This window comes from Maribacter sp. 2-571, assembly GCF_050589625.1.
Taxonomy (GTDB): Bacteria; Bacteroidota; Bacteroidia; order Flavobacteriales; family Flavobacteriaceae; genus Pelagihabitans.
In genome coordinates this window covers 247,930-267,356 of the sequence record NZ_JBNGOP010000004.1, presented here as the reverse complement: position 1 = coordinate 267,356, position 19,427 = coordinate 247,930, and the positions used below count along the sequence as shown (strand labels likewise).

The window sequence follows — 19,427 nt, the reverse complement described above, 5'->3', positions numbered from 1 at the left end:
TGATTTCACCTTCGGACCCTTAAAAAAAGTTTTGTCCATAAGTTATTTACAACCGTTGGTAGTCTTTAATTAGGTCAAGTCGCGTACGAATTCAAAACGCTATCCTTTTCATTAGTAGTATTTATATTGGTGCCAGTTGCTTTTTTGATAACCCTTTTGCCCTAATTAAAGATGGAACTGTATTTTTGAAAATAGTAACATTGTTTTAACTTGAACACATGCAAAAACTTATCGACCGATTTCTTTCCTATGTTACCATAGATACACAGAGCGATCCAAATTCGACCACTACTCCCAGTACGGAAAAACAGTGGGTACTTGCCGATCTGTTGGTCGACGAACTCACCCATATCGGAATGGAAGCGGTGACCATTGACGATAATGGATACATTATGGCCACCTTGCCCAGTAACATCGAAAAGGAGGTTCCGGTAATCGGTTTTATCTCACATTACGATACCTCACCCGATTTTTCAAGCACCAATGTACGTCCCAACATCATTGAGAACTATGACGGCAAGGACATCCTACTGCACAAAGACAAAAATATCGTGCTTTCCCCGGACTACTTTGAGGACCTTTTATTGTATACCGGGCAGACCCTTATCGTTACCGATGGCACCACTTTATTGGGAGCCGATGACAAGGCGGGCATTACCGAAATTATATGTGCCATGGAGTACCTCATCCAACATCCGGAGATTCCCCACGGAACCATCAGGGTCGGTTTTACTCCTGACGAGGAGATCGGCAGGGGTGCGCATCTTTTTGATGTAACCAAGTTCGGAGCCGATTGGGCCTACACCATGGACGGGAGCCAGATAGGGGAACTGGAATATGAAAATTTCAATGCCGCTTCGGCCAAAGTCAGTATTCGGGGAAAAAGCGTTCACCCGGGTTATGCCAAAGGAAAAATGGTAAACGCTATAAGCATCGCGAACGAGTTCATGTGGATCTTGCCCATTGAGGAAACCCCTCAGAACACCGCTGGAAGGGAAGGTTTTTTTCATATTCACAGCATGCAGGGAAGTATTGAGGAGGCCACGTTCGAATTGATCATCCGCGATCATGATCTGGAGCAGTTTGAAAAAAGAAAACAGCTGCTCCTTGATGTTACCGTAAAATTGAACTCGCTTTACAACGATTGTATTGCGATAACCATTACCGATCAATATAAAAACATGCGGGAAAAGATCGCTCCGGTATTTCATATCGTTGAAACCGCAAAACAGGCCATGGAAGCCTTGGGCATTACCCCCATTATCAAACCCATTAGAGGGGGAACGGACGGCTCGCAGCTCAGCTTTATGGGACTGCCCTGTCCCAATATTTTTGCGGGGGGACATAATTTTCACGGGAAATATGAATATGTACCCGTAGAAAGTATGCAAAAAGCGGTGGAGGTTATCGTTAAAATTTGTGAGCTGACGGCGACCCAAAAACAAGCATAGGGGCAAAACTTTTTTTTTGGTATTTTTATCAGGCTGATGCATTACCATGGAAATTTCTGAAAAGGTAGCGGCGTATTTTGAAGAGGAACATCCGTTTAAAGCGGGTATCCAACAATTACGGGAAGTCGTTCTTAAGACCGAGCTCAGTGAAACCTATAAGTGGTTGTATCCTACGTATACCTACAACGGTAAAAATGTGTTGTCCATTTGCCGGTTTAAAAAGCATTTTTGTATCTGGTTCTTTAATGGTGCTTTTTTAAGCGATAAAAAACAAGTGCTCTCCAATGCCCAGGAAGGAAAGACCCAGGCCATGCGTATTTGGAAGTTTCACGAGCCGAACGCAATAGATACCATGGCGGTATTGGCCTACGTTACGGAAGCCATTGAAAACGAAAAAAAGGGCGTTAAGCTGATCCCAAAGAAAAAGACAGCGCCAAAAGTAGTCGTTCCGCAGGAATTGGCCGCTGTTTTCTCCAAATCGGCCGACATTAAAAAAGCATTTGATACGCTTTCCCCGTTTCAGCAAAGAGACTATTCCGAATACATTCGCTCGGCAAAGCGTGAGACGACCAAGGAAATGCGTTTGAAAAAAATACTGCCCTTGATCAAAGCTGGTAAAGCACTGAATACGTTATATCGTAAAAGTGACCCTTAGCGATAACCCTACCTTACTTTCGGGTGACAGCAATTACATTTTTGGCATTTTCCACCCATTGTGATAGGTGGTGGTCATTAAAGCGTTGGCTTCCGCTTGCTTGAAACAATGTTCCTCCGCATTCCAATACACTCGGTTTCCGGTTTTATAGGCAACATTCCCCATATGCGATACCAACGCGGCTTGGTAGCCCACTTGAATAGGAGCGTTCAAAATTGTTGCATTGCGACTTTTGACGGCATCTATAAAATTTCGGGTATGCAGATCGAGGCCGCTTCCTTCTCCCTGTTTTAAAGGCACGGCATCCATCTTTGCGGGTCTTTCCTCACCCCAGCCAAGGAACTCCTTTTCTGGAATGACTTCCCACCCGTTCCTATCCAGTACCAAAGTACCGTTGTTTCCGATAAATGCGATACCATGGTTTCGCCCATAGTTGCCCCCATCAATACCTGTGGCATGTTCCCATAAGATGGAAAAATCTTTATATTCAAAAACAGTTTGCAAAGTGTCCGGTGTTTCCGAGGCATCATCCGGATAGGCAAATTTTCCTCCTAGGGCCATTACGGATAAAGGTGTAGCCGCTTTCATTCCATAGAGCGCATAGTCTATCAAATGAACGCCCCAATCCGTCATTAAGCCACCGGCATAATCCCAGAACCATCGAAAATTAAAATGAAACCGATTGGCATTAAACGGTACTTTTGGAGCAGGTCCCAACCACATGTCATAATCCACACCTTTGGGTACCGGAGCGTTAGGAAGTACCGGCACGGGCTTCATCCAACCTTGGTACGCCCAGGCCTTGGCCAGTCTGATCTCACCTAACGCTCCCGAGTGTACAAAATTTATCGCATCTACAAAATGTGGTTGACTCCTTTGCCATTGTCCAATTTGAACAATGCGATCGCTCGTGTTCGTCAATGCCAGCATGATATCTGCCTCTTCAATGGAATTGGCAATGGGCTTCTCGCAGTACACATCCTTATCCGCCTTTAGCGCATCGGTCAACATAAGACAATGCCAATGATCGGGAGAACCAATAATGACTACATCCACGTCTTTATCGGCCAATAACTTACGGTAATCCTTGTATTGTTTTGGTTTTTTCTTAATGCCCGCTTTTTGAAGATCTGAAAGGCGTTCTTCTAATACGGTCTCGTCGACATCACAAATTGCCACCACGGTAATCTCGTTCATTTTCAACATGGAAGACAAATCCGAGAAACCCATTCCCTTGCAACCGATAACTCCCACCTGAATATGGTCGTTGGGACTGACCGGTCTTCGCATTTGTGCCAACAGTTCCATTGAAAAAAATGACGATGCCGCAGTACCGGCCAAAACCAAACCACTTTGTTTTATAAACGCTCTTCGTGTATTCATGTTCGGTCCGTTTTTAACCTTAAAGATATCGATTTAGATTCAAAAGGTTCTAGTTTAGGTTGGCGTTGCTATTGGATGTTGCTCCCTATCGTGGACATTGCCGTACCTTTCGTATGCGGCACTGTTATTCTCGGTTTTCAGCACAAAATCCCCGTGCTGGTCCCTGTTGTTTTTCAACCGGCCCCGTCCCAGAACCGGTCCAAGTACCCCTCAAGGTATTTGGCCGACAGGCCGCAGTGGTCGTTGTTCCGCCATTTTTTGACCCTGATATATGTCCAGTTCACCAATGGTATATGGGAGGTACCGTCCCTTGCCCTTTATTTAATGGCCCTTTTTAGAGTGCGGTGTTCCAGTCGGTTGTCCATGGCGAAACCCTTATCCCGGACATGGGCATCGCTGCACAATATGGACTTCCTTTTTTTATACGCCCCCCCGGCCCTTTCGATATTGCACTTCCTTATACCATTTTAGGCTTGAAATGTACAGTATGTTTGAACAAAAAAAGCGCCTGTGCCAGTGCACAAGCGCTTCTATTTTATAGTATAACGACGGCTTATTTTTTAACGACCGCAGGTGCATTTAGTTTTTTGCTCATCTCCATCGAAATAGCGGAGCGATCGAACTTTAACTTCCCTGCCATGGTTTCCAGAACACAGGAGGTATCTTTATCGTTGAGTTCCATTATTTTTCCATGAAGCCCGCTTTTGGTAATGACACGGTCGCCCTTTTTAAGCGCGGAAGCAAACTTTCGTTCGTCCTTCTGTCGTTTCATTTGTGGGCGGATCATAAAAAAATACGCTACCACAAAAATTAAAATCATCGGCGCAAACTGCCCAATCTGTTCCATATAACTGTTCTATAGTTGGTTTGTCTATTCGACCACTGTTGGTCCTGCTGCTTGTGGCCCTCCGTTCTTCGGGTTTACAAAAGCTTTGATACGAATTAGCTCCGAACCCTTTTCGGTATTGGCCGTAACGGTAACGGTCTTGGTCACCTGGTTTTGGCCGGATCCGTTGAACTTTACGATCATCTCTCCTTTTTCTCCCGGAGCGATGGCCTTGTTCTTTGGATATTCGGGTATCGTACAACCACAGCTACTTTTAGCGTCGGTAATGATCAACGGGCCGTTACCGGTATTGGTAAATGCAAAAACCGTTTCTTGCGGGGTTCCTTGATCGATTGTACCAAAATCGTGTTCCTGTTTGTCAAAAGTCATTACAGGCACCAACTTTGCGGCTTCGTCCCTTTCGGCAGCATCCGAAACATTGGCCGTATTAATTTTACTGGCTGCGTTTTCCTTACAAGAAGTTAAACTTAACATGGCGATGGCTCCAAAAGCCAAAAAAACTCTTTTCATCTTTTTACTTTTTTGTTACTATTTTCGCGTGCCGTTTATCGATTAGCCTTTGTAAACATGCACTATAAGGTAACGAAGCACCTTATTGCTTTATTATGATATCGGCGCCAAAATTAATTAAATTATTTTTAGCAGTCGGTTAAACTTTTCCCATATCAACCTCATGGATGCAAAAACTGCCCGCTTTAAACCACTCGAAAACCAGCATTAGAAATCAAAACAGGACTGCATAGGTTATCGGCCGAAACCAAAAAATACGGGATAACGCACTACAGCAGGCCCCTACCCATTTTGTTGAGTTTGCCATCCTTTCGATACTCCTTAACCAATTTATCCAGAATTCCGTTAATGAAAATGCTACTCTTGGGAGTGGAATATTCCTTGGCGATTTCCAAAAATTCGTTAATGGTTACCTTTTCGGGAATGGATGGAAAGTTGAGCAACTCACAAATGGCCATTTTCAATAACACCGCATCGATCTCGGCGATGCGTTCCTTATCCCAATTGGGCGTTTTGCCCTCGATTTCCTTTTCCCATTTTTCATTGTTCAAAAGGGTTTTGGTCAATAAGTCCCTCGCAAATACCATATCTTCCTCATCTTTTAGCAATGCCGGAAGGAAAAAGGAATCTTCCTCCGTCAATTTTGCCTTTTTGAACCGTTTTACCAAAAAGGTGTTCACTATGGGAAAATCATCGACCCATGTCAACTTATCGTCTTCAAAATACTCGTATATTTTTTCGTTCGGGGCGATGACTTCCCTAAAAAGGGTAACGATGAGTTCCTTATCGGTTTCATATGATTTTTTTGGCGAACCCATGTAAGTACGATATGCCTCGCTTTCGGTGACCGCCTTGTAGATCAGCCGAACATACTCCTCGTTCAAATACCAATTTTTTAATTTTCGACCCTCGATCTCGTTACGTAACGCATCGTTTTCAACGAGTTGGCGCAGCAACTGGTTCTCCACAAACTTTTTGGGATCGGGATAGGCGTCCTTGCCTTCCGAAATATAATTTTTAGCGGAGCGCGCTTGCCGGTCTTTTGCCATGGCATGCAGTTCTATAAACAAACTGAGCATTAACAGGTAGAGCGTGTACATATTTTCAATGCTCGCTTTCAGAAAAGTTTCCTGTTTCTGCAACGAATCGTCCTTTGATTGGGTCAACGCGTAGATACATTGCATCACCTTTACCCGAATATGTCTTCTTGTTAACATGCTAAAGAACTTTTAAAATACCTGTTCGTTTAAGCCTGCAAAAATAGGAATCTATTTCCAATACCGCACCGTTTGCAACGCCTTAAATATGGAACCCCCTATGACCTTTTTATCAGCACCTGCGCGATACCCTTGTTGCGTTACGGAAAGGTATGTCAGCAGATATTAAGGTTTTCTTTGCAACCTAAATTTGTTAGCTAAGCGGAACGCCGCTATCTTTACGGCTTTTTGGGACCGTTAAACCACCAAAAGTTCGGCGACCCGAAAACTCCCTTAAAAAGATTTCCGGTACCAGTACATGAAAGAACTCAAGCATCTTAACAAATACTTCAAAAAATATTGGTTAAAGTTATTGGTGGGAGTACTCATCACGATCATTGCCCGTATTTTTTCCTTGGTAATGCCCTCTTACGTAAAAAAGTCGATAGAGGTCATCGAAGGCTTTGCGGCCGATACCATTCAGGAAACGGAGGCAAGGGAACTTTTGCTTCAATACATTTTAATTATTCTGGCAACGGCATTGTTATCGGGACTGTTCACATTTTTGATGCGACAGACCATTATAAACGTTTCCCGTTATATCGAATATGACCTTAAAAATGAAGTGTTCGATCATTACCAACGGCTCAGCCTCAATTTTTATAAAAAAAATCGAACGGGCGATTTAATGAACCGGATCAGCGAGGACGTCAATCAGGTTCGAATGTATGCAGGCCCCGCCATCATGTACGGCATGAACGCCCTAACGCTTTTTGCCTGTTTGATCCCCCTCATGTTCATAAAGGCCCCTACCATTGCCCTCTATACCATCGCCCCTTTTCCGATCTTATCGTTTTTGATCTATAAAATCAGTAAAATTATCCATCGGAGAAGTACCAAGGTACAGGAGTTTCTTTCGAAATTTTCCACCTTTACCCAAGAGTCTTTTTCTGGCGTTGCGGTAATCAAGGCCTACGGTCTGGAACCCAAGATCCACGACGAGGCGACCGATTTGGCCATTGAGGGAAAAACAAAAAGTATCAATCTGGCAAAGGTAGATGCCTGGTTCTTCCCATTGATGATTTTGATGATCGGTATCAGCAATATTTTTGTCATCTACATCGGTGGCCTTCAATACATGAACGGCGAAATTGAATCGATAGGCATCATTGCCGAGTTTATCCTTTACGTGAACATGCTCACTTGGCCCGTGGCCATTGTCGGATGGCTGACCTCCATCGTACAAAGGGCCGAGGCTTCCCAAGCAAGGATCAATATGTTTTTAAAGGAAGAACCTGAAATACAAAATCAGGTCGTAGAAAAAACCCCGATACAGGGGAAGATCCGTTTTGATAATGTGTCCTTCACTTATGAAGATACCGAAATTACGGCCTTGCAAAACCTTTCGTTTACGATCAACAAAGGCGAAACCGTAGCCATTTTAGGGAAAACGGGCTCGGGAAAATCGACCGTTCTGGAACTGATAACCCGTTTGTACGACGTAAGTTCGGGAGCGGTTCTGATCGACGATGTTCCGATAAGGGAATTGAACCTTACCAGTCTACGGGAAGGAATCGGGACCGTTCCGCAAGATGCCTTTCTATTTTCCGATACCATTCGAAACAACATTAAGTTCGGCAAAAACGAGGCCACTGATGAGGATGTCGTTTCAAAAGCAAAAGATGCCGTAGTACATGAAAATATTATCGGTTTTTCCAAATCATACGATACCGTACTGGGAGAAAGGGGAATTACCCTAAGTGGCGGTCAAAAACAAAGGGTATCGATAGCACGTGCCTTATTAAAGGACCCAAACATCTATCTTTTTGACGATTGCCTGTCCGCAGTAGATACCGAAACCGAGGAGGAAATATTGAACAACCTGAAAAAGGCATCTCAGAATAGAACTACATTAATTGTAAGCCATAGGGTTTCCTCGGCCAAAAATGCCGACCAAATTTTGGTGTTGGAAGATGGAAAGCTCATCCAACAGGGTACCCATGACGAATTGAACGCCATAGATGGCTACTACCAAGAGCTTTACCGCAACCAACTGTCCGAGAAAGAAAACTGAAAAATTGTTGTTGGATACGCTTTTTTTTTTCATTTTTGAAAGAATAACACTAATCCAATAACTAGACACTTCATAACATGGGCGAAAGACACACAGATGAGCAGGAAGAAATTTATTCCAAGGTTTTAAGAGCTGGAAGGAGAACGTATTTTTTTGATGTAAGAAGCACCAAGGCAGGCGATTACTATCTCACCATTACCGAAAGTAAAAAGTTCACGCACGAGGATGGCTCTTTTCACTATAAGAAGCATAAAATATACCTTTATAAAGAAGACTTTGAATCGTTTCGCGAACATGTAGGTGAAATGATGGATTACATTATAGCCGAAAAAGGGACCGAGGTCATTTCGGAACGCCATCAGAAAGACTATAAAAAAGAAGAAAACGAACCTTCCGAAGATACGGGTAGCGAAGTTACCCCAACGGATAGTTTTACGGATATCGACTTTGACGATATCTAGTCCATCTTTTTTTTAAATTTTTCAGAAACGGCTTCCTTCAAAAGCCGTTTTTTCAATTTGGGCAGGGAGCTAATAGTATAAGGACATTTATCCATACAACGAATGAAAAACAATTTATTTATCGGCCTTATCTTTTTATTGGGCTTCCAATCGTTTGCGCAAAACCAAACCGATCTATCCTATTACCTACCCCAGGGCGTTACTTATGACGATAAGATCCCTACACCAAAAGAGGTTATCGGGCACGAAGTGGGAGAATGGCACGTAACCCATGATAAGCTCCAGTTTTACATGCAACGCTTGGCCGCCGTCAGCGATCGTATTACCATTGAGAACCGCGGGGCAACTTTTGAAGGCCGACCGCTACTGCTACTCACCATTACAAGCCCTGAAAACCATAACAAAATTGAGGACATTCGCATCCAACATATGGGTCTGACCGAAAAAAAAGTCCCGGATGCCAATCTTGAAAATATGCCCATTGTGGTGTACCAGGGTTTTTCCATCCATGGTAACGAGCCCAGTGGTGCCAATGCCGGTTTGGCCTATGCCTATTACCTTGCCGCTGCGCAAGGCCCGGAAATCGATGCGATATTAAAAAATACGGTGATCTTAATGGACCCCTCCTACAATCCCGATGGCCTGCAACGTTTCGCCTATTGGGCGAATACCAATCGGAGCAGTAATCGGCTCAATCCCGACAACAACGATAGGGAGTACCAAGAGGTATGGCCGGGTGGCCGCACCAATCATTATTGGTTCGATATGAACCGCGATTGGTTACCGGTGCAACTGCCGGAAAGCAGGGCCCGGATACGATCGTTCCATCAATGGATGCCGAACATTTTAACGGACCATCATGAAATGGGAACCAATTCCACCTTTTTCTTTCAACCGGGAGAACCGAGCAGAGTGCATCCATTGACGCCAAAACGCAATCAGGAACTCACCGCAGAAATAGGAACCTACCATGCCAAAGCGTTGGATGCCATAGGGTCATTGTATTATTCCGAGGAAAATTTTGATGACTATTATTACGGAAAGGGATCTACCTTTCCCGATGTAAACGGCTGTATCGGTATCCTTTTTGAACAGGGCAGCTCTAGAGGCCATGTTCAACAAAGCGAAAATGGACTACTTACCTTCCCGTTTACCATCCGAAATCAATTTACGACCGCGGTTTCTACCATTACCGCCGCCAACGCCATGCGGGTCAAAATCCTGCGATATCAAAGTGATTACTATTCGGAACTCCGTAAAGAAAGCGCCAAAAACAAGGGCAAAGCGATTCTTTTTGGCGATGCAAAAGATGCTTCCAAAACATGGCACCTTGCCGAAATCCTAAATCGGCACAACATCCGATTTCACGAACTGGCACAACCGCTTACCCTTAACGGAAAAAAGTATGAACAAGGGAAAAGTTACATCGTACCGATGGACCAAAAAAATCCGCGATTGCTCCGTGCCATGTTCGAAAAACGCACCACTTTTACCGATAGTATCTTTTATGACGTATCGGCCTGGACATTCCCCCTATCCTTTAACGTGGACCATACGGAACTGGCCAGCTTAAAGCAAGTAGGGCCTTTAGTGACCGAACTTAAACAACCGAAAGGCCGCGTAAATGCAAAAAGCGATTACGCCTATCTGTTCGAGTGGCACGAATACTACACCCCAAAAGCGCTACAGGCATTGTTGCGAAAAGGAGTCCGTGCAAAGGTCGCCCGATCTCAGTTTCGCTTAGGGGGCAAGGACTATGATTATGGAACGATCATGGTACCCGTACAAAATCAAAAGCTGAATTCGGATGCCTTATATGAACTGCTCGGCCAAATTGCCGCGGAAAGCAACATTCAAATTACCGCAACGGAAACGGGAGCCACCCAGGGCATCGATTTGGGAAGCAATGATTTTGAGGCAATAAAAAAACCAAAAGTGGCCATGCTCGTCGGAGACGGGATCCGCTCTTATGATGCCGGTGAAATTTGGCATTTACTGGATACCCGATACGATATGAACATTACCAAAATCGACCTTTCCTATATTTCTGGGGTCGATTTGGATGCCTATACCGATATCGTACTTCCAAGTTTTTGGGGCGATGGCACCTTGAACAAAGCAACGACCACAAAATTGAAAGCTTGGGTAAAACAGGGCGGTACCCTTGTCGGATATCGCAATACCGTGGAATGGTTCCATAAAAACAAATTCATGGACCTCGAATTTAAAAGGGATACCTTGACCGCTAAGAATATCTCTTTTGAGCAAAAACGGGATTTTAAAGGTGCCCAGGTCACCGGAGGTGCTATTTTTGAAGCGAACATCGATCGGTCGCACCCCATAAACTACGGGTATAAGAACAACAAACTACCGTTGTTTCGGAATACCAATATTTACATGGCCCCAGCAAAGGACAGCTATGACAACCCCATTCAATACACCGGCAAGCCTTTATTGAGCGGCTATATCTCGGAGGAAAACCAACAATTGATCAAGAATAGCGTTCCGTTCCAAGTTCAAAGGCTGGGCAGCGGAAAAGTTATCGCCTTTACCGACAACACCAACTTCAGGGGTTTTTGGTACGGCACCAATAAGCTGCTTATGAATGCCATATTTTTTGGAAACATGATGTAATACCATTTCTACCTTAAAATTTCAAATGTCGCCGAGGACGATAGGATATGCGCGCCCGTAGCCGATACTCCCCGATGCCAGAATCAAAAACAGACCGATTCTTGGCCCTCTTGACAGCGCCCCTTAAAACAGTTTTACATATCCGAAATCGAACAAGAAAAGAAACCCGATCACAACCACGGCCCATAAGGCACTTGCCCATATGGTTACAAGGAAAAACAACATGATAAGGTATATCGGAAGCGCAAAAAGGCCATAGGCAAAACGGAGCGTCGCCGTAAACTCGGGCTCCCATATTCGTGGCTTTACAAATGCCCACCACACGAGTACCACCGGCAGGTTCAAGAGCACAAAAACAGGCTTCAAAAAAAGTTGGGCACCTTTTAAAATACGGTTTGGGCGGGTCCCCTCTTCCGGGCCATCCAAGTTGGCAATAACTTTGTTTACGGATACCGGATCTAAAAAATCCACCCCTTTGCCATGCAATCGTGAAACGATTTGTTCATAACTGTCCGTATCGTCGATATGGGTCGTTATGGTTTTCATACGGGCGGCCAATAGTTCCGTAAGCTTTCGGGCATTTTCGGGAAGAAAAGCATCATCCCCATCCCCGTTTACCGCAATGGGTTTACCAAAGTAAAGGGATACCCGGTCGGGAAAATGCGTTCCGTTCCTGTAATTGAGCCCTATGGGAACGATAGTGATCTTCAGATCGGGAGTGTTCCCGATTGCCGTATGGATGATTCGGGCATAGCCTTTGCTGAGCGGACGCACCCTTCTTCTTAAATCGTGATTAGCCTCGGGAAAAAGCAGGATTGCACTATCCTTCTTTAAAAGGTCGGCACAGCTTTCAAAAACGGCATAATTTTTTTGCAGGGCCGCGCTGCCATTTCGCAAACGGTAAATGGGAAGCATCTGCAAATAGGTGAAAAATCGTTTTAACAAGGGATGTGCAAAAACATCCGACCGTGTTAAAAAATAGGGCTTTCTGCCACAGTATACCGCCAATAAAAGCACATCCATCAAGGCATTTTGGTGGTTGGGCAATAAGAGTACCGCTCCGCTCTTTGGTACATTACCGACCCCTACACGGCGAATTTTACCATAATAGCAAAACAGTGCACACCGAATCCATATTTTTATTATTCCATAGGCCAATCCCCTCAATTGCTATGTTTTTGTGGGCAACCTGTCCCGGATTGTAAAACGTATCGGCCCAAAATTTAAATGCCATGTTCCCCAAAAGGCACCAGGAAAAGCCATTCCCCCTGCCCTACACCAGGTGAAGGTGCAAAAAAGAAAAAGGGCGGTATTTGGTACTCCCATAGCAATGATGAACGATTTAATGTTATTGGTCTTATACAAGACCTCAAGATACTGTATAAGTCCCATACTTTTACACTTCCTGACCATTCGGTACGCCACGCTAACGTGTTCCCTTTTTAATGGTCTTTCCCTGTGGCGATATCCCCTCCCGATATTTGAAAATCCACAGCTATCGGAAAAAACCTTCGAATCCATTAACTTTACCATAAAAACAGCGAAGATATGGCAAGAACGCCCAGCAATATGTTGCCCTTAGACACCCAAGCACCTGCATTTCAACTACCCGATACGGTTTCCGACACGATAATGACACTTGATGACTGTAAGGGAGAGAAGGGAACGGTGGTGCTGTTTATATGCAATCACTGCCCCTTTGTTATCCATGTGAACCCATTGCTCAGTTCGTTGGCCAAAACATATCAGGCGAAAGGAATTGCCTTTGTCGCGATATCGAGCAACGATATTGATAACTATCCCCAAGACGCTCCGGACTTGATGAAGGCGACGGCTCTGAAGGAGGGGTATTCCTTTCCATATTTATATGATGCCTCTCAAGAGGTCGCCAAGGCGTATGATGCGGCCTGTACCCCGGACAGCTACCTTTTTGACGGTTCCCAGAAGTTGGTATACCGGGGGCAGCTTGACGACTCCAGACCGGGAAATGGTTTACCCCTTTCAGGGGCTGACCTAAGCGGGGCAATGGATGCCCTTTTAGATGGAAGACCGATTTCCGAAAATCAGAAACCGAGTATCGGTTGCAATATTAAATGGCGGTAGGCCCACCGTGTTCAAAGGTGTCGAAAGACCTAATAGCTACAAGTGCCTTTGGTTTATAAACCACATGATATTGTATCCTTAACGGGAATCTTATCCGGGATCCATGTAGTCGACAATAGCCCGAAACCTAGTATCGGCATTTGAAATTGAACCCCTTTGTATTTTCCATATATCGTTTAAAAGAATGGACGAAACCGCGATCTATTCAAAATGCATCGGTTTATTGGAAAAGGATAACACTGTCTTAATAGTGAGTCAAAGTAGCGGTAAACAGTTGGCGGTATTAGATTTTATAATCCATAAAAATTACCGGCCGACATATTGGACCAAGAACTTGTCGAAGATTCGTAGCCCTGGCACCCGCTAAAAACGTTAAATCCCTTCACTGACCAAAGTAAGGGTTTGGCCGTAAAACTACCACCCTCTCCGCTTCAGGAGTTCCGCGATATGGGCGAAATGATGACTGCCATGCCATGCGTATCTTCCAATATTGACCGCCAAAGTAGTTTCCACGTTTCCTTCCGGGTGTATAAAGGTCCGCTCTAACTCCGCACTAGAAAGCCCTTTTAAAAAATACACCAGTTTGGCATGCACGGCCGTCAAATGCGCTAGCGAAAGTGCTATTGGCGCCGTTTTGGCATCGAAAAGATTCGACCACTCCTTTTCCAGATAGGGTTTTATTACCGGTGCATTCTCGGTCATCCCCCATTTAAACCGGATATAGCTATGGTGGTGGCTATCCGATACATGGTGTACCACTTGCCGAACCGTCCAACCATCAGAGCGATACGGCGTATCCAATTGTGCTTCGCTTAGCGGTGTAACCATATCTTCCAAACGCTTTGGTAAGGTTTCCAAGATTTCTATCCATTTGGCGAGCATGGTGGCATCGATTTGCTCGGGAGCGTTAAATTTTCCTATCGGGTATCTTAATTTTTCTAGAGAAATGTTATCCATATCATAAAAGTACTAAACTTAAACACTTTTTTACGGCCCTTGATAGGGTATTCCTATATAATCTACTAATTTTATAGAGTTCAAACTATTTAATTTAAAACGTGTCAAATGGCAACAATACGATTAGGCGATAAAGCCCCCGATTTTACAGCGGACAGTTCTATGGGAACTGTAAATTTATATGAATATCTCGGCGACGGTTGGGGTATCCTGTTTTCACATCCTGCCGATTTTACCCCGGTATGTACTACCGAATTGGGTACGGCCGCAAAGTTCAAAGGAGAATTTGATAAAAGAAATGTAAAAATGCTCGCCTTGAGCGTCGATGGCGCCGCTTCCCATGCCGAATGGATCAAGGATATCAACGAAGTGCAGAACACCACCGTAAACTTCCCCATCATTGCGGATGAGGACAAAAAGGTAAGTGGTTCGTACGATATGATACACCCGAATGCGGATAACAACCTTACCGTTCGTTCGGTATTTATCATCGCTCCCGACAAAACGGTAAAACTGATCCTTACCTATCCTGCCTCCACAGGCCGGAATTTTTATGAGTTGCTGCGCGTAATCGATTCTTTACAACTTACGGCCTACCATAAAGTGGCGACACCGGCGAACTGGGAGTCCGGTCAGGATGTGGTGGTCAGTCCGGCCATACCGACGGATAAGGCGAAAGAGATTTTTGAAAAGGGTGTAGAAGAAGTAAAACCCTATCTTAGGATGACACCAGATCCAACAGCATAGTAATTACCAAAGGCCCCAGAACGGGGCCTTTTTGTTTATGTTTCATACGTACCGAAACAAGGTAGTATCGGGCACGATATTTTACCACCGCGATTCAAATCAATAAGCATTTGAATATCGGCGACGAGGCTTGTAAAAAAGGTGTTCCCAATCGGATTTCGAATGTTGGCATTTTTTTCAAAGCATTCTTTTTAAACCATCGTACGAAACGAACCAAAGATAAGATTACCAAAATATGCAGTGTTAAAAAATTAAATCATATCTTCGCGTTTTAATTTATAATTTTTTAATTTTTTATTATGGGTAAAGGAACAGTAAAATTCTTCAATGATTCCAAAGGTTATGGTTTTATCACTGAAGATGGTTCAAGCGAAGATCACTTTGTACACATTTCAGGTTTAATCGATGAAATACGCGAAGGTGACGTTGTAGAATTTGAGCTACAACAAGGAAAAAAAGGATTAAACGCGGTAAATGTGAAAGTTGTTGACTAGGCACGTATAAACTTTTTTGATACAAGACCTCTACACAAGTAGGGGTCTTTTTTTTGACCCCATAAGTATCGAAACCAACCTATTATGCACCTAAAATGCACCGGTTTATGGAAAAAGAATCGAATTCTCTTTCATCATTGCATTAGGACAGTTGGTAGTAAGCTATTTTGTAATCCATTAAAATAACGAACTGCCAAGTGCGACTGCAGAATGGATGAAGATCAGTAACTCCGAGTACTCGAAGAAAAGTCATGCGGTAAAGCGTATCCTTTCAACCAACCGCTGCGACCACTGAAATTTGTTTAACTTTTTACGCAACCATAACGAAATTTCACGTCTTATCTTAAACAGAATCGACATAAAGCACGCTATTCGCCTTTACTGACCTCGTTTCAACCAGTTTGTTTGAAACTTCGAAAAGCAACTTTTGCGACCTTATGAAATCATTTTACGTCAACTAAAAATGGTAAAATAAGGGAGTACTAGGTGATTTCCTCAAGGAAACGAAAACATTGCAAGGTGTTCCTAATGTCGATGAAAAACACAAGATCTTGGATGGTGACTTTCTTTATAATTCTTATTGCCCTAGTGATTGCCAATATCGGTCTCTTGTTACTTACCATCAACGACCATAAAAACTAATGCCAAAGCGAGTTTCTAAAGGATAGTGGGGAATTATCATTTTAAAACACCCAAACCCCTGAGAGTTTTCATAAAAACTGCTGCTACACTACCCTTTTTTTAGTTGATACGGAAAATTGGTTAAATTATAGGAACAAGTTGCCCTTATCGTATTACCCAAAACGTTGCAGTTCCTATACTTTTGTTCAAAGCAGATACAATAATTCGCATTTTTACGCGTTAATTATTAAACAATTCTTATTTTCGAGCTTTTAAACCTAAGATATGTTCTACATTTTTGGAATTCTTGCCGCACTTGTACTATTGAATATTCTTCTTATGAAGTACAGTTCGGTGGAGGTAGAAAACTTCTAAATTTTACGGGTAGGGTTTTCTTATAGCGCGTTGTTATTATACTAGACGACGTAAAAAAAAGACTCCTACTACCTCATGATTACTTTTTTCGCTATTCTATTCTTATTGATTGTTATCAATCTTGTTCTTCTGGTCGTCAGCGTAGAAACTCCTGTGGATTCCTCCAAAAATCAAGATTAGGCGTCCCATTATAAGAAAAGCGCGATGCCTTTTCTCAATGAAAAACGACATCACGCCTCTGGATCCTTTTATTGTACGGCCTTCAGCGCATCCAAATTGCCCCAACCATAATCGCTGTCCCGGTTCGGATATAGGTCCGCAGCCCTGATCATTTTGTCCAATACCGCCTCGCGCGACCATTCGGGATTGCGCGACCAAACCAGCGCAGCGATACCGGCCGCACTTGCCGTTGCCACGGAAGAACCTCCCACATAGTCCTCCTCTGCATTGTAATAGCCCAAGGTAGGTACATGTTCCCCTGAAGCACGCTCCATAATCATGGTGAAATCGATGGCAGAGCCCTTATGGCATACTTCGCATTCGTTATAGCTGTTTTGTTCCCGTACTCCCGTTACCGCAACCGTCTCGCTCATAGATGCGGGGAAAATGACCCCAACGAAATTGGTAAAACTGGTAGACGTACCACCTGCGCAAAAAATCAATTTTCCCTGGGCATGTGCGTAACGGATCGCGTCCGCTATTCGCCCAACCGAAAAAACATATCCCATGGACATGGAAATGATCTTTAAATCATCCCGAGCTCCTAACTCGGTAATGGCACGGGCCACGCCTTTTTGTTCATGATAACCGTTCAAAAGCACATCCTTTGCAGCCCTATAGGACAACAAGTCCGCGTTGTAGGCGACCCCCACCGGTAGTCCCATATCGTTTCGAGGAGCGGTAGCCGCTGCCGACATACTGGTACCATGACCGCACTTATCATCGGGACCATCGGTCTTTGTGGACCATGGCCAGAAAGAATCTACATATACCCCATAACTTTCGATCGTTCTTCCCGTATTGGAATACCCATTACCGAAATCGGTTCCCAACAACGACTGCCCCGCCGATAGCCCGGTATCGACAACACCAATGGTAATACCGCTCCCAGTGCTATAGTCCCAAGCCCGATCGATATTGTGCAAAGGAAAATTCCAGGGCATTTTGGCATTGGGGAGAATCGGGATAAAGTCTTCTTGTCGCACCACTTCGCCCTCAAATCCGCAGCCCAAGCTGGATAGATCCGATTTCGATTCCGCTGTTTGTTGTAAAAACGGATATCCGGCGGGTTCCAAATAGCGTATATCCTTATTTTTGCGCAATTCGGCAATGGTGGCCATATTTGTGGCCCTTACATCGATGAGGGTCAGTGTGGCATCATCGTACAACAATACTTTGGAGGATTTTTCAGTAGCGTCCGGGTTCTTGTCTTCCAATTTCCGAACCAATTCGATAATGTTGTTTTTGGCGTTCAAGGCAGTACTGGAATTTTTATTCTCAAAACCACCATTGTCTCCGTTATATCCTATAGTCAAAACTTCCTCAGAATGCTTCACGGCACTCCAGAGCACCTTGTCGGAAACGCTATTCCAATTAAACTCGCCCTTAGCGGAAAGTTCCTTTTCAATGATTTCATCGATTTGCGTTTTTGAAAACGGTTCCTCTTGCATATCCAAAGGTTCCCCAGCAATTTGATCGGTAGGGTAGGTTTCTTCTTTTGAACAAGAAACGAACATCAGTAAGACGACAATAAATAAACGAAAGTGCAGTGTATTTTTCATATCGGAAATGGGTTGATTGTTTACTTATGCAAGATAAGAAATTTCCAAGGCCTGCCCTTCAAATTTGACGGAACACCCAATTATTTGCGAAGGTCCGTACAAAACGGACATAAAAAGACCCTGGTTTCCCAAGGTCTTTTTTTATAAGATTCTAAAAGTTCCGATGGACTAGCCCACCTTCATCAATTCTACATCAAATATGAGGGTAGCGTTCGGCGGTATGACACCACCTGCACCGGCACTGCCGTATCCCAAATCCGATGGAATTACAAAACGCGCCTTATCGCCAACTTCCAAAAGCATAATGCCTTCGTCCCAACCTGGAATTACCTGGCCTACGCCAACTTGAAACGCAATAGGTTCATTTCTTTTGTACGAAGAGTCAAAAACTTGGCCGTTCAACAAAGATCCTTCGTAATGCACCGCTACCTTATCTCCTGCCTGCGCTTTGGCGCCATCGCCTTTTTGGATGATCTGGTAACGCAAACCGCTAGCGGTCTCGTTGAAACCTGCAGCTACTTTGTCAAGCTCGGCCGCCTGTTGTTTTTTCGCTTCGGCTTCCCTAGCTGCTTTTGTAGCGGCCAGACTATCGAAGGCGGCATTGGCATCCCAGGCTTTGGCCTCTTCTCCGACCCTTACGATTTCCAAGCGCTCGATAACATCGTTTTGGGCAATAGCATCGACTATTTCCTGACCGGTGGCCACATGTCCGAACACAGTATGCTTGTTATCCAACCAAGGGGTCGCGATATGGGTAATAAAGAATTGACTGCCATTGGTACCCGGGCCCGCATTGGCCATGGAAAGTACTCCGGGAGCATCGTGCACAAGTTCCGGATGGAACTCATCGTCGAATTTGTATCCGGCATCTCCGGTACCTGTACCCTGGGGGCATCCTCCCTGTATCATAAAATCGGGAATGACGCGGTGAAATTTAAGACCGTCGTAATACGGTTCCCCTTCAGATTTTACCGTGTTTTTTTTCGTCCCTTCGGCCAAGGATACAAAATTACCGACCGTTCCAGGGGTTTTATCGTGTGTAAGTTTCACCAAAATCTCACCTTTTGTGGTGTCGAATTTGGCATAAATACCATCTTGCATATCGCTCTTTTTTTATGAGCGGCAAAGGTACCTTTTT

16 protein-coding genes are annotated in these 19,427 nt (G+C 44.2%); 8 read left to right on the top strand and 8 right to left on the bottom strand.

Annotated features, from left to right (window positions below):
* Window positions 1-218 precede the first annotated feature (218 nt).
* Window positions 219-1,451 (top strand): peptidase T, encoded by a 1,233-nt coding sequence (gene pepT / locus ACRD7P_RS05110; RefSeq protein ID WP_430906434.1) that lies wholly within the window; start codon window positions 219-221, stop codon window positions 1,449-1,451.
* Window positions 1,452-1,497: 46 nt separating this feature from the next.
* Window positions 1,498-2,106, top strand: coding sequence for a YdeI/OmpD-associated family protein (locus tag ACRD7P_RS05105; protein WP_430906433.1), 609 nt, complete (start codon window positions 1,498-1,500; stop codon window positions 2,104-2,106).
* A 33-nt stretch (window positions 2,107-2,139) separates the two neighbouring features.
* Here the strand turns inward: ACRD7P_RS05105 and ACRD7P_RS05100 are convergent, their stop codons facing one another.
* The 4 genes from ACRD7P_RS05100 to nusB form a co-directional block, all read right to left on the bottom strand.
* Window positions 2,140-3,489 (bottom strand): Gfo/Idh/MocA family protein, encoded by a 1,350-nt coding sequence (locus ACRD7P_RS05100; RefSeq protein ID WP_430906432.1) that lies wholly within the window; start codon window positions 3,487-3,489, stop codon window positions 2,140-2,142.
* A 553-nt stretch (window positions 3,490-4,042) separates the two neighbouring features.
* Window positions 4,043-4,336 carry a preprotein translocase subunit YajC gene (yajC, locus tag ACRD7P_RS05095; RefSeq protein WP_430906431.1) on the bottom strand — a complete coding sequence of 98 codons (294 nt, stop codon included), beginning with the start codon at window positions 4,334-4,336 and terminating at the stop codon, window positions 4,043-4,045.
* A 24-nt stretch (window positions 4,337-4,360) separates the two neighbouring features.
* Window positions 4,361-4,846, bottom strand: a complete 486-nt coding sequence (locus tag ACRD7P_RS05090) for a DUF1573 domain-containing protein (protein WP_430906430.1) — start codon at window positions 4,844-4,846, stop codon at window positions 4,361-4,363.
* Window positions 4,847-5,115: 269 nt separating this feature from the next.
* Entirely contained in the window at window positions 5,116-6,063 is a 948-nt protein-coding gene (nusB, locus tag ACRD7P_RS05085; RefSeq protein ID WP_430906429.1) for a transcription antitermination factor NusB, read from the bottom strand.
* Between the two features lie 298 nt (window positions 6,064-6,361).
* On the opposite strand from nusB, the gene ACRD7P_RS05080 reads away from it, so the two are divergent.
* The 3 genes from ACRD7P_RS05080 (at window position 6,362) to ACRD7P_RS05070 (ending at window position 11,211) form a co-directional block, all read left to right on the top strand.
* Window positions 6,362-8,116 carry an ABC transporter ATP-binding protein gene (locus ACRD7P_RS05080; protein ID WP_430906428.1) on the top strand — a complete coding sequence of 585 codons (1,755 nt, stop codon included), beginning with the start codon at window positions 6,362-6,364 and terminating at the stop codon, window positions 8,114-8,116.
* A gap of 77 nt (window positions 8,117-8,193) precedes the next feature.
* Window positions 8,194-8,577 (top strand): PUR family DNA/RNA-binding protein, encoded by a 384-nt coding sequence (locus tag ACRD7P_RS05075; protein WP_430906427.1) that lies wholly within the window; start codon window positions 8,194-8,196, stop codon window positions 8,575-8,577.
* Window positions 8,578-8,679: 102 nt separating this feature from the next.
* Window positions 8,680-11,211: a M14 family metallopeptidase gene (locus tag ACRD7P_RS05070; protein WP_430906426.1), complete on the top strand. Its 2,532-nt coding sequence runs from the start codon at window positions 8,680-8,682 to the stop codon at window positions 11,209-11,211.
* Between the two features lie 123 nt (window positions 11,212-11,334).
* Here ACRD7P_RS05070 and ACRD7P_RS05065 read toward each other — a convergent pair whose 3' ends face one another.
* Window positions 11,335-12,378, bottom strand: coding sequence for a lysophospholipid acyltransferase family protein (locus ACRD7P_RS05065; protein WP_430906425.1), 1,044 nt, complete (start codon window positions 12,376-12,378; stop codon window positions 11,335-11,337).
* Window positions 12,379-12,759: 381 nt separating this feature from the next.
* Here ACRD7P_RS05065 and ACRD7P_RS05060 point away from each other — a divergent pair, with 381 nt between their 5' ends.
* A complete protein-coding gene (locus tag ACRD7P_RS05060; protein WP_430906424.1) occupies window positions 12,760-13,314 on the top strand; it encodes a thioredoxin family protein in 555 nt (184 codons plus the stop codon).
* A 414-nt stretch (window positions 13,315-13,728) separates the two neighbouring features.
* Here ACRD7P_RS05060 and ACRD7P_RS05055 read toward each other — a convergent pair whose 3' ends face one another.
* Window positions 13,729-14,271: a YfiT family bacillithiol transferase gene (locus ACRD7P_RS05055; protein WP_430906423.1), complete on the bottom strand. Its 543-nt coding sequence runs from the start codon at window positions 14,269-14,271 to the stop codon at window positions 13,729-13,731.
* A gap of 108 nt (window positions 14,272-14,379) precedes the next feature.
* On the opposite strand from ACRD7P_RS05055, the gene ACRD7P_RS05050 reads away from it, so the two are divergent.
* A complete protein-coding gene (locus ACRD7P_RS05050) occupies window positions 14,380-15,018 on the top strand; it encodes a peroxiredoxin (RefSeq protein WP_430906422.1) in 639 nt (212 codons plus the stop codon).
* Window positions 15,019-15,317: 299 nt separating this feature from the next.
* Entirely contained in the window at window positions 15,318-15,512 is a 195-nt protein-coding gene (locus ACRD7P_RS05045) for a cold-shock protein (protein ID WP_430906421.1), read from the top strand.
* A 1,244-nt stretch (window positions 15,513-16,756) separates the two neighbouring features.
* Here ACRD7P_RS05045 and ACRD7P_RS05040 read toward each other — a convergent pair.
* A complete protein-coding gene (locus ACRD7P_RS05040; protein WP_430906420.1) occupies window positions 16,757-18,289 on the bottom strand; it encodes a S8 family peptidase in 1,533 nt (510 codons plus the stop codon).
* Window positions 18,290-18,457: 168 nt separating this feature from the next.
* Entirely contained in the window at window positions 18,458-19,390 is a 933-nt protein-coding gene (locus ACRD7P_RS05035; protein WP_430906419.1) for a peptidylprolyl isomerase, read from the bottom strand.
* Window positions 19,391-19,427: the final 37 nt, after the last annotated feature.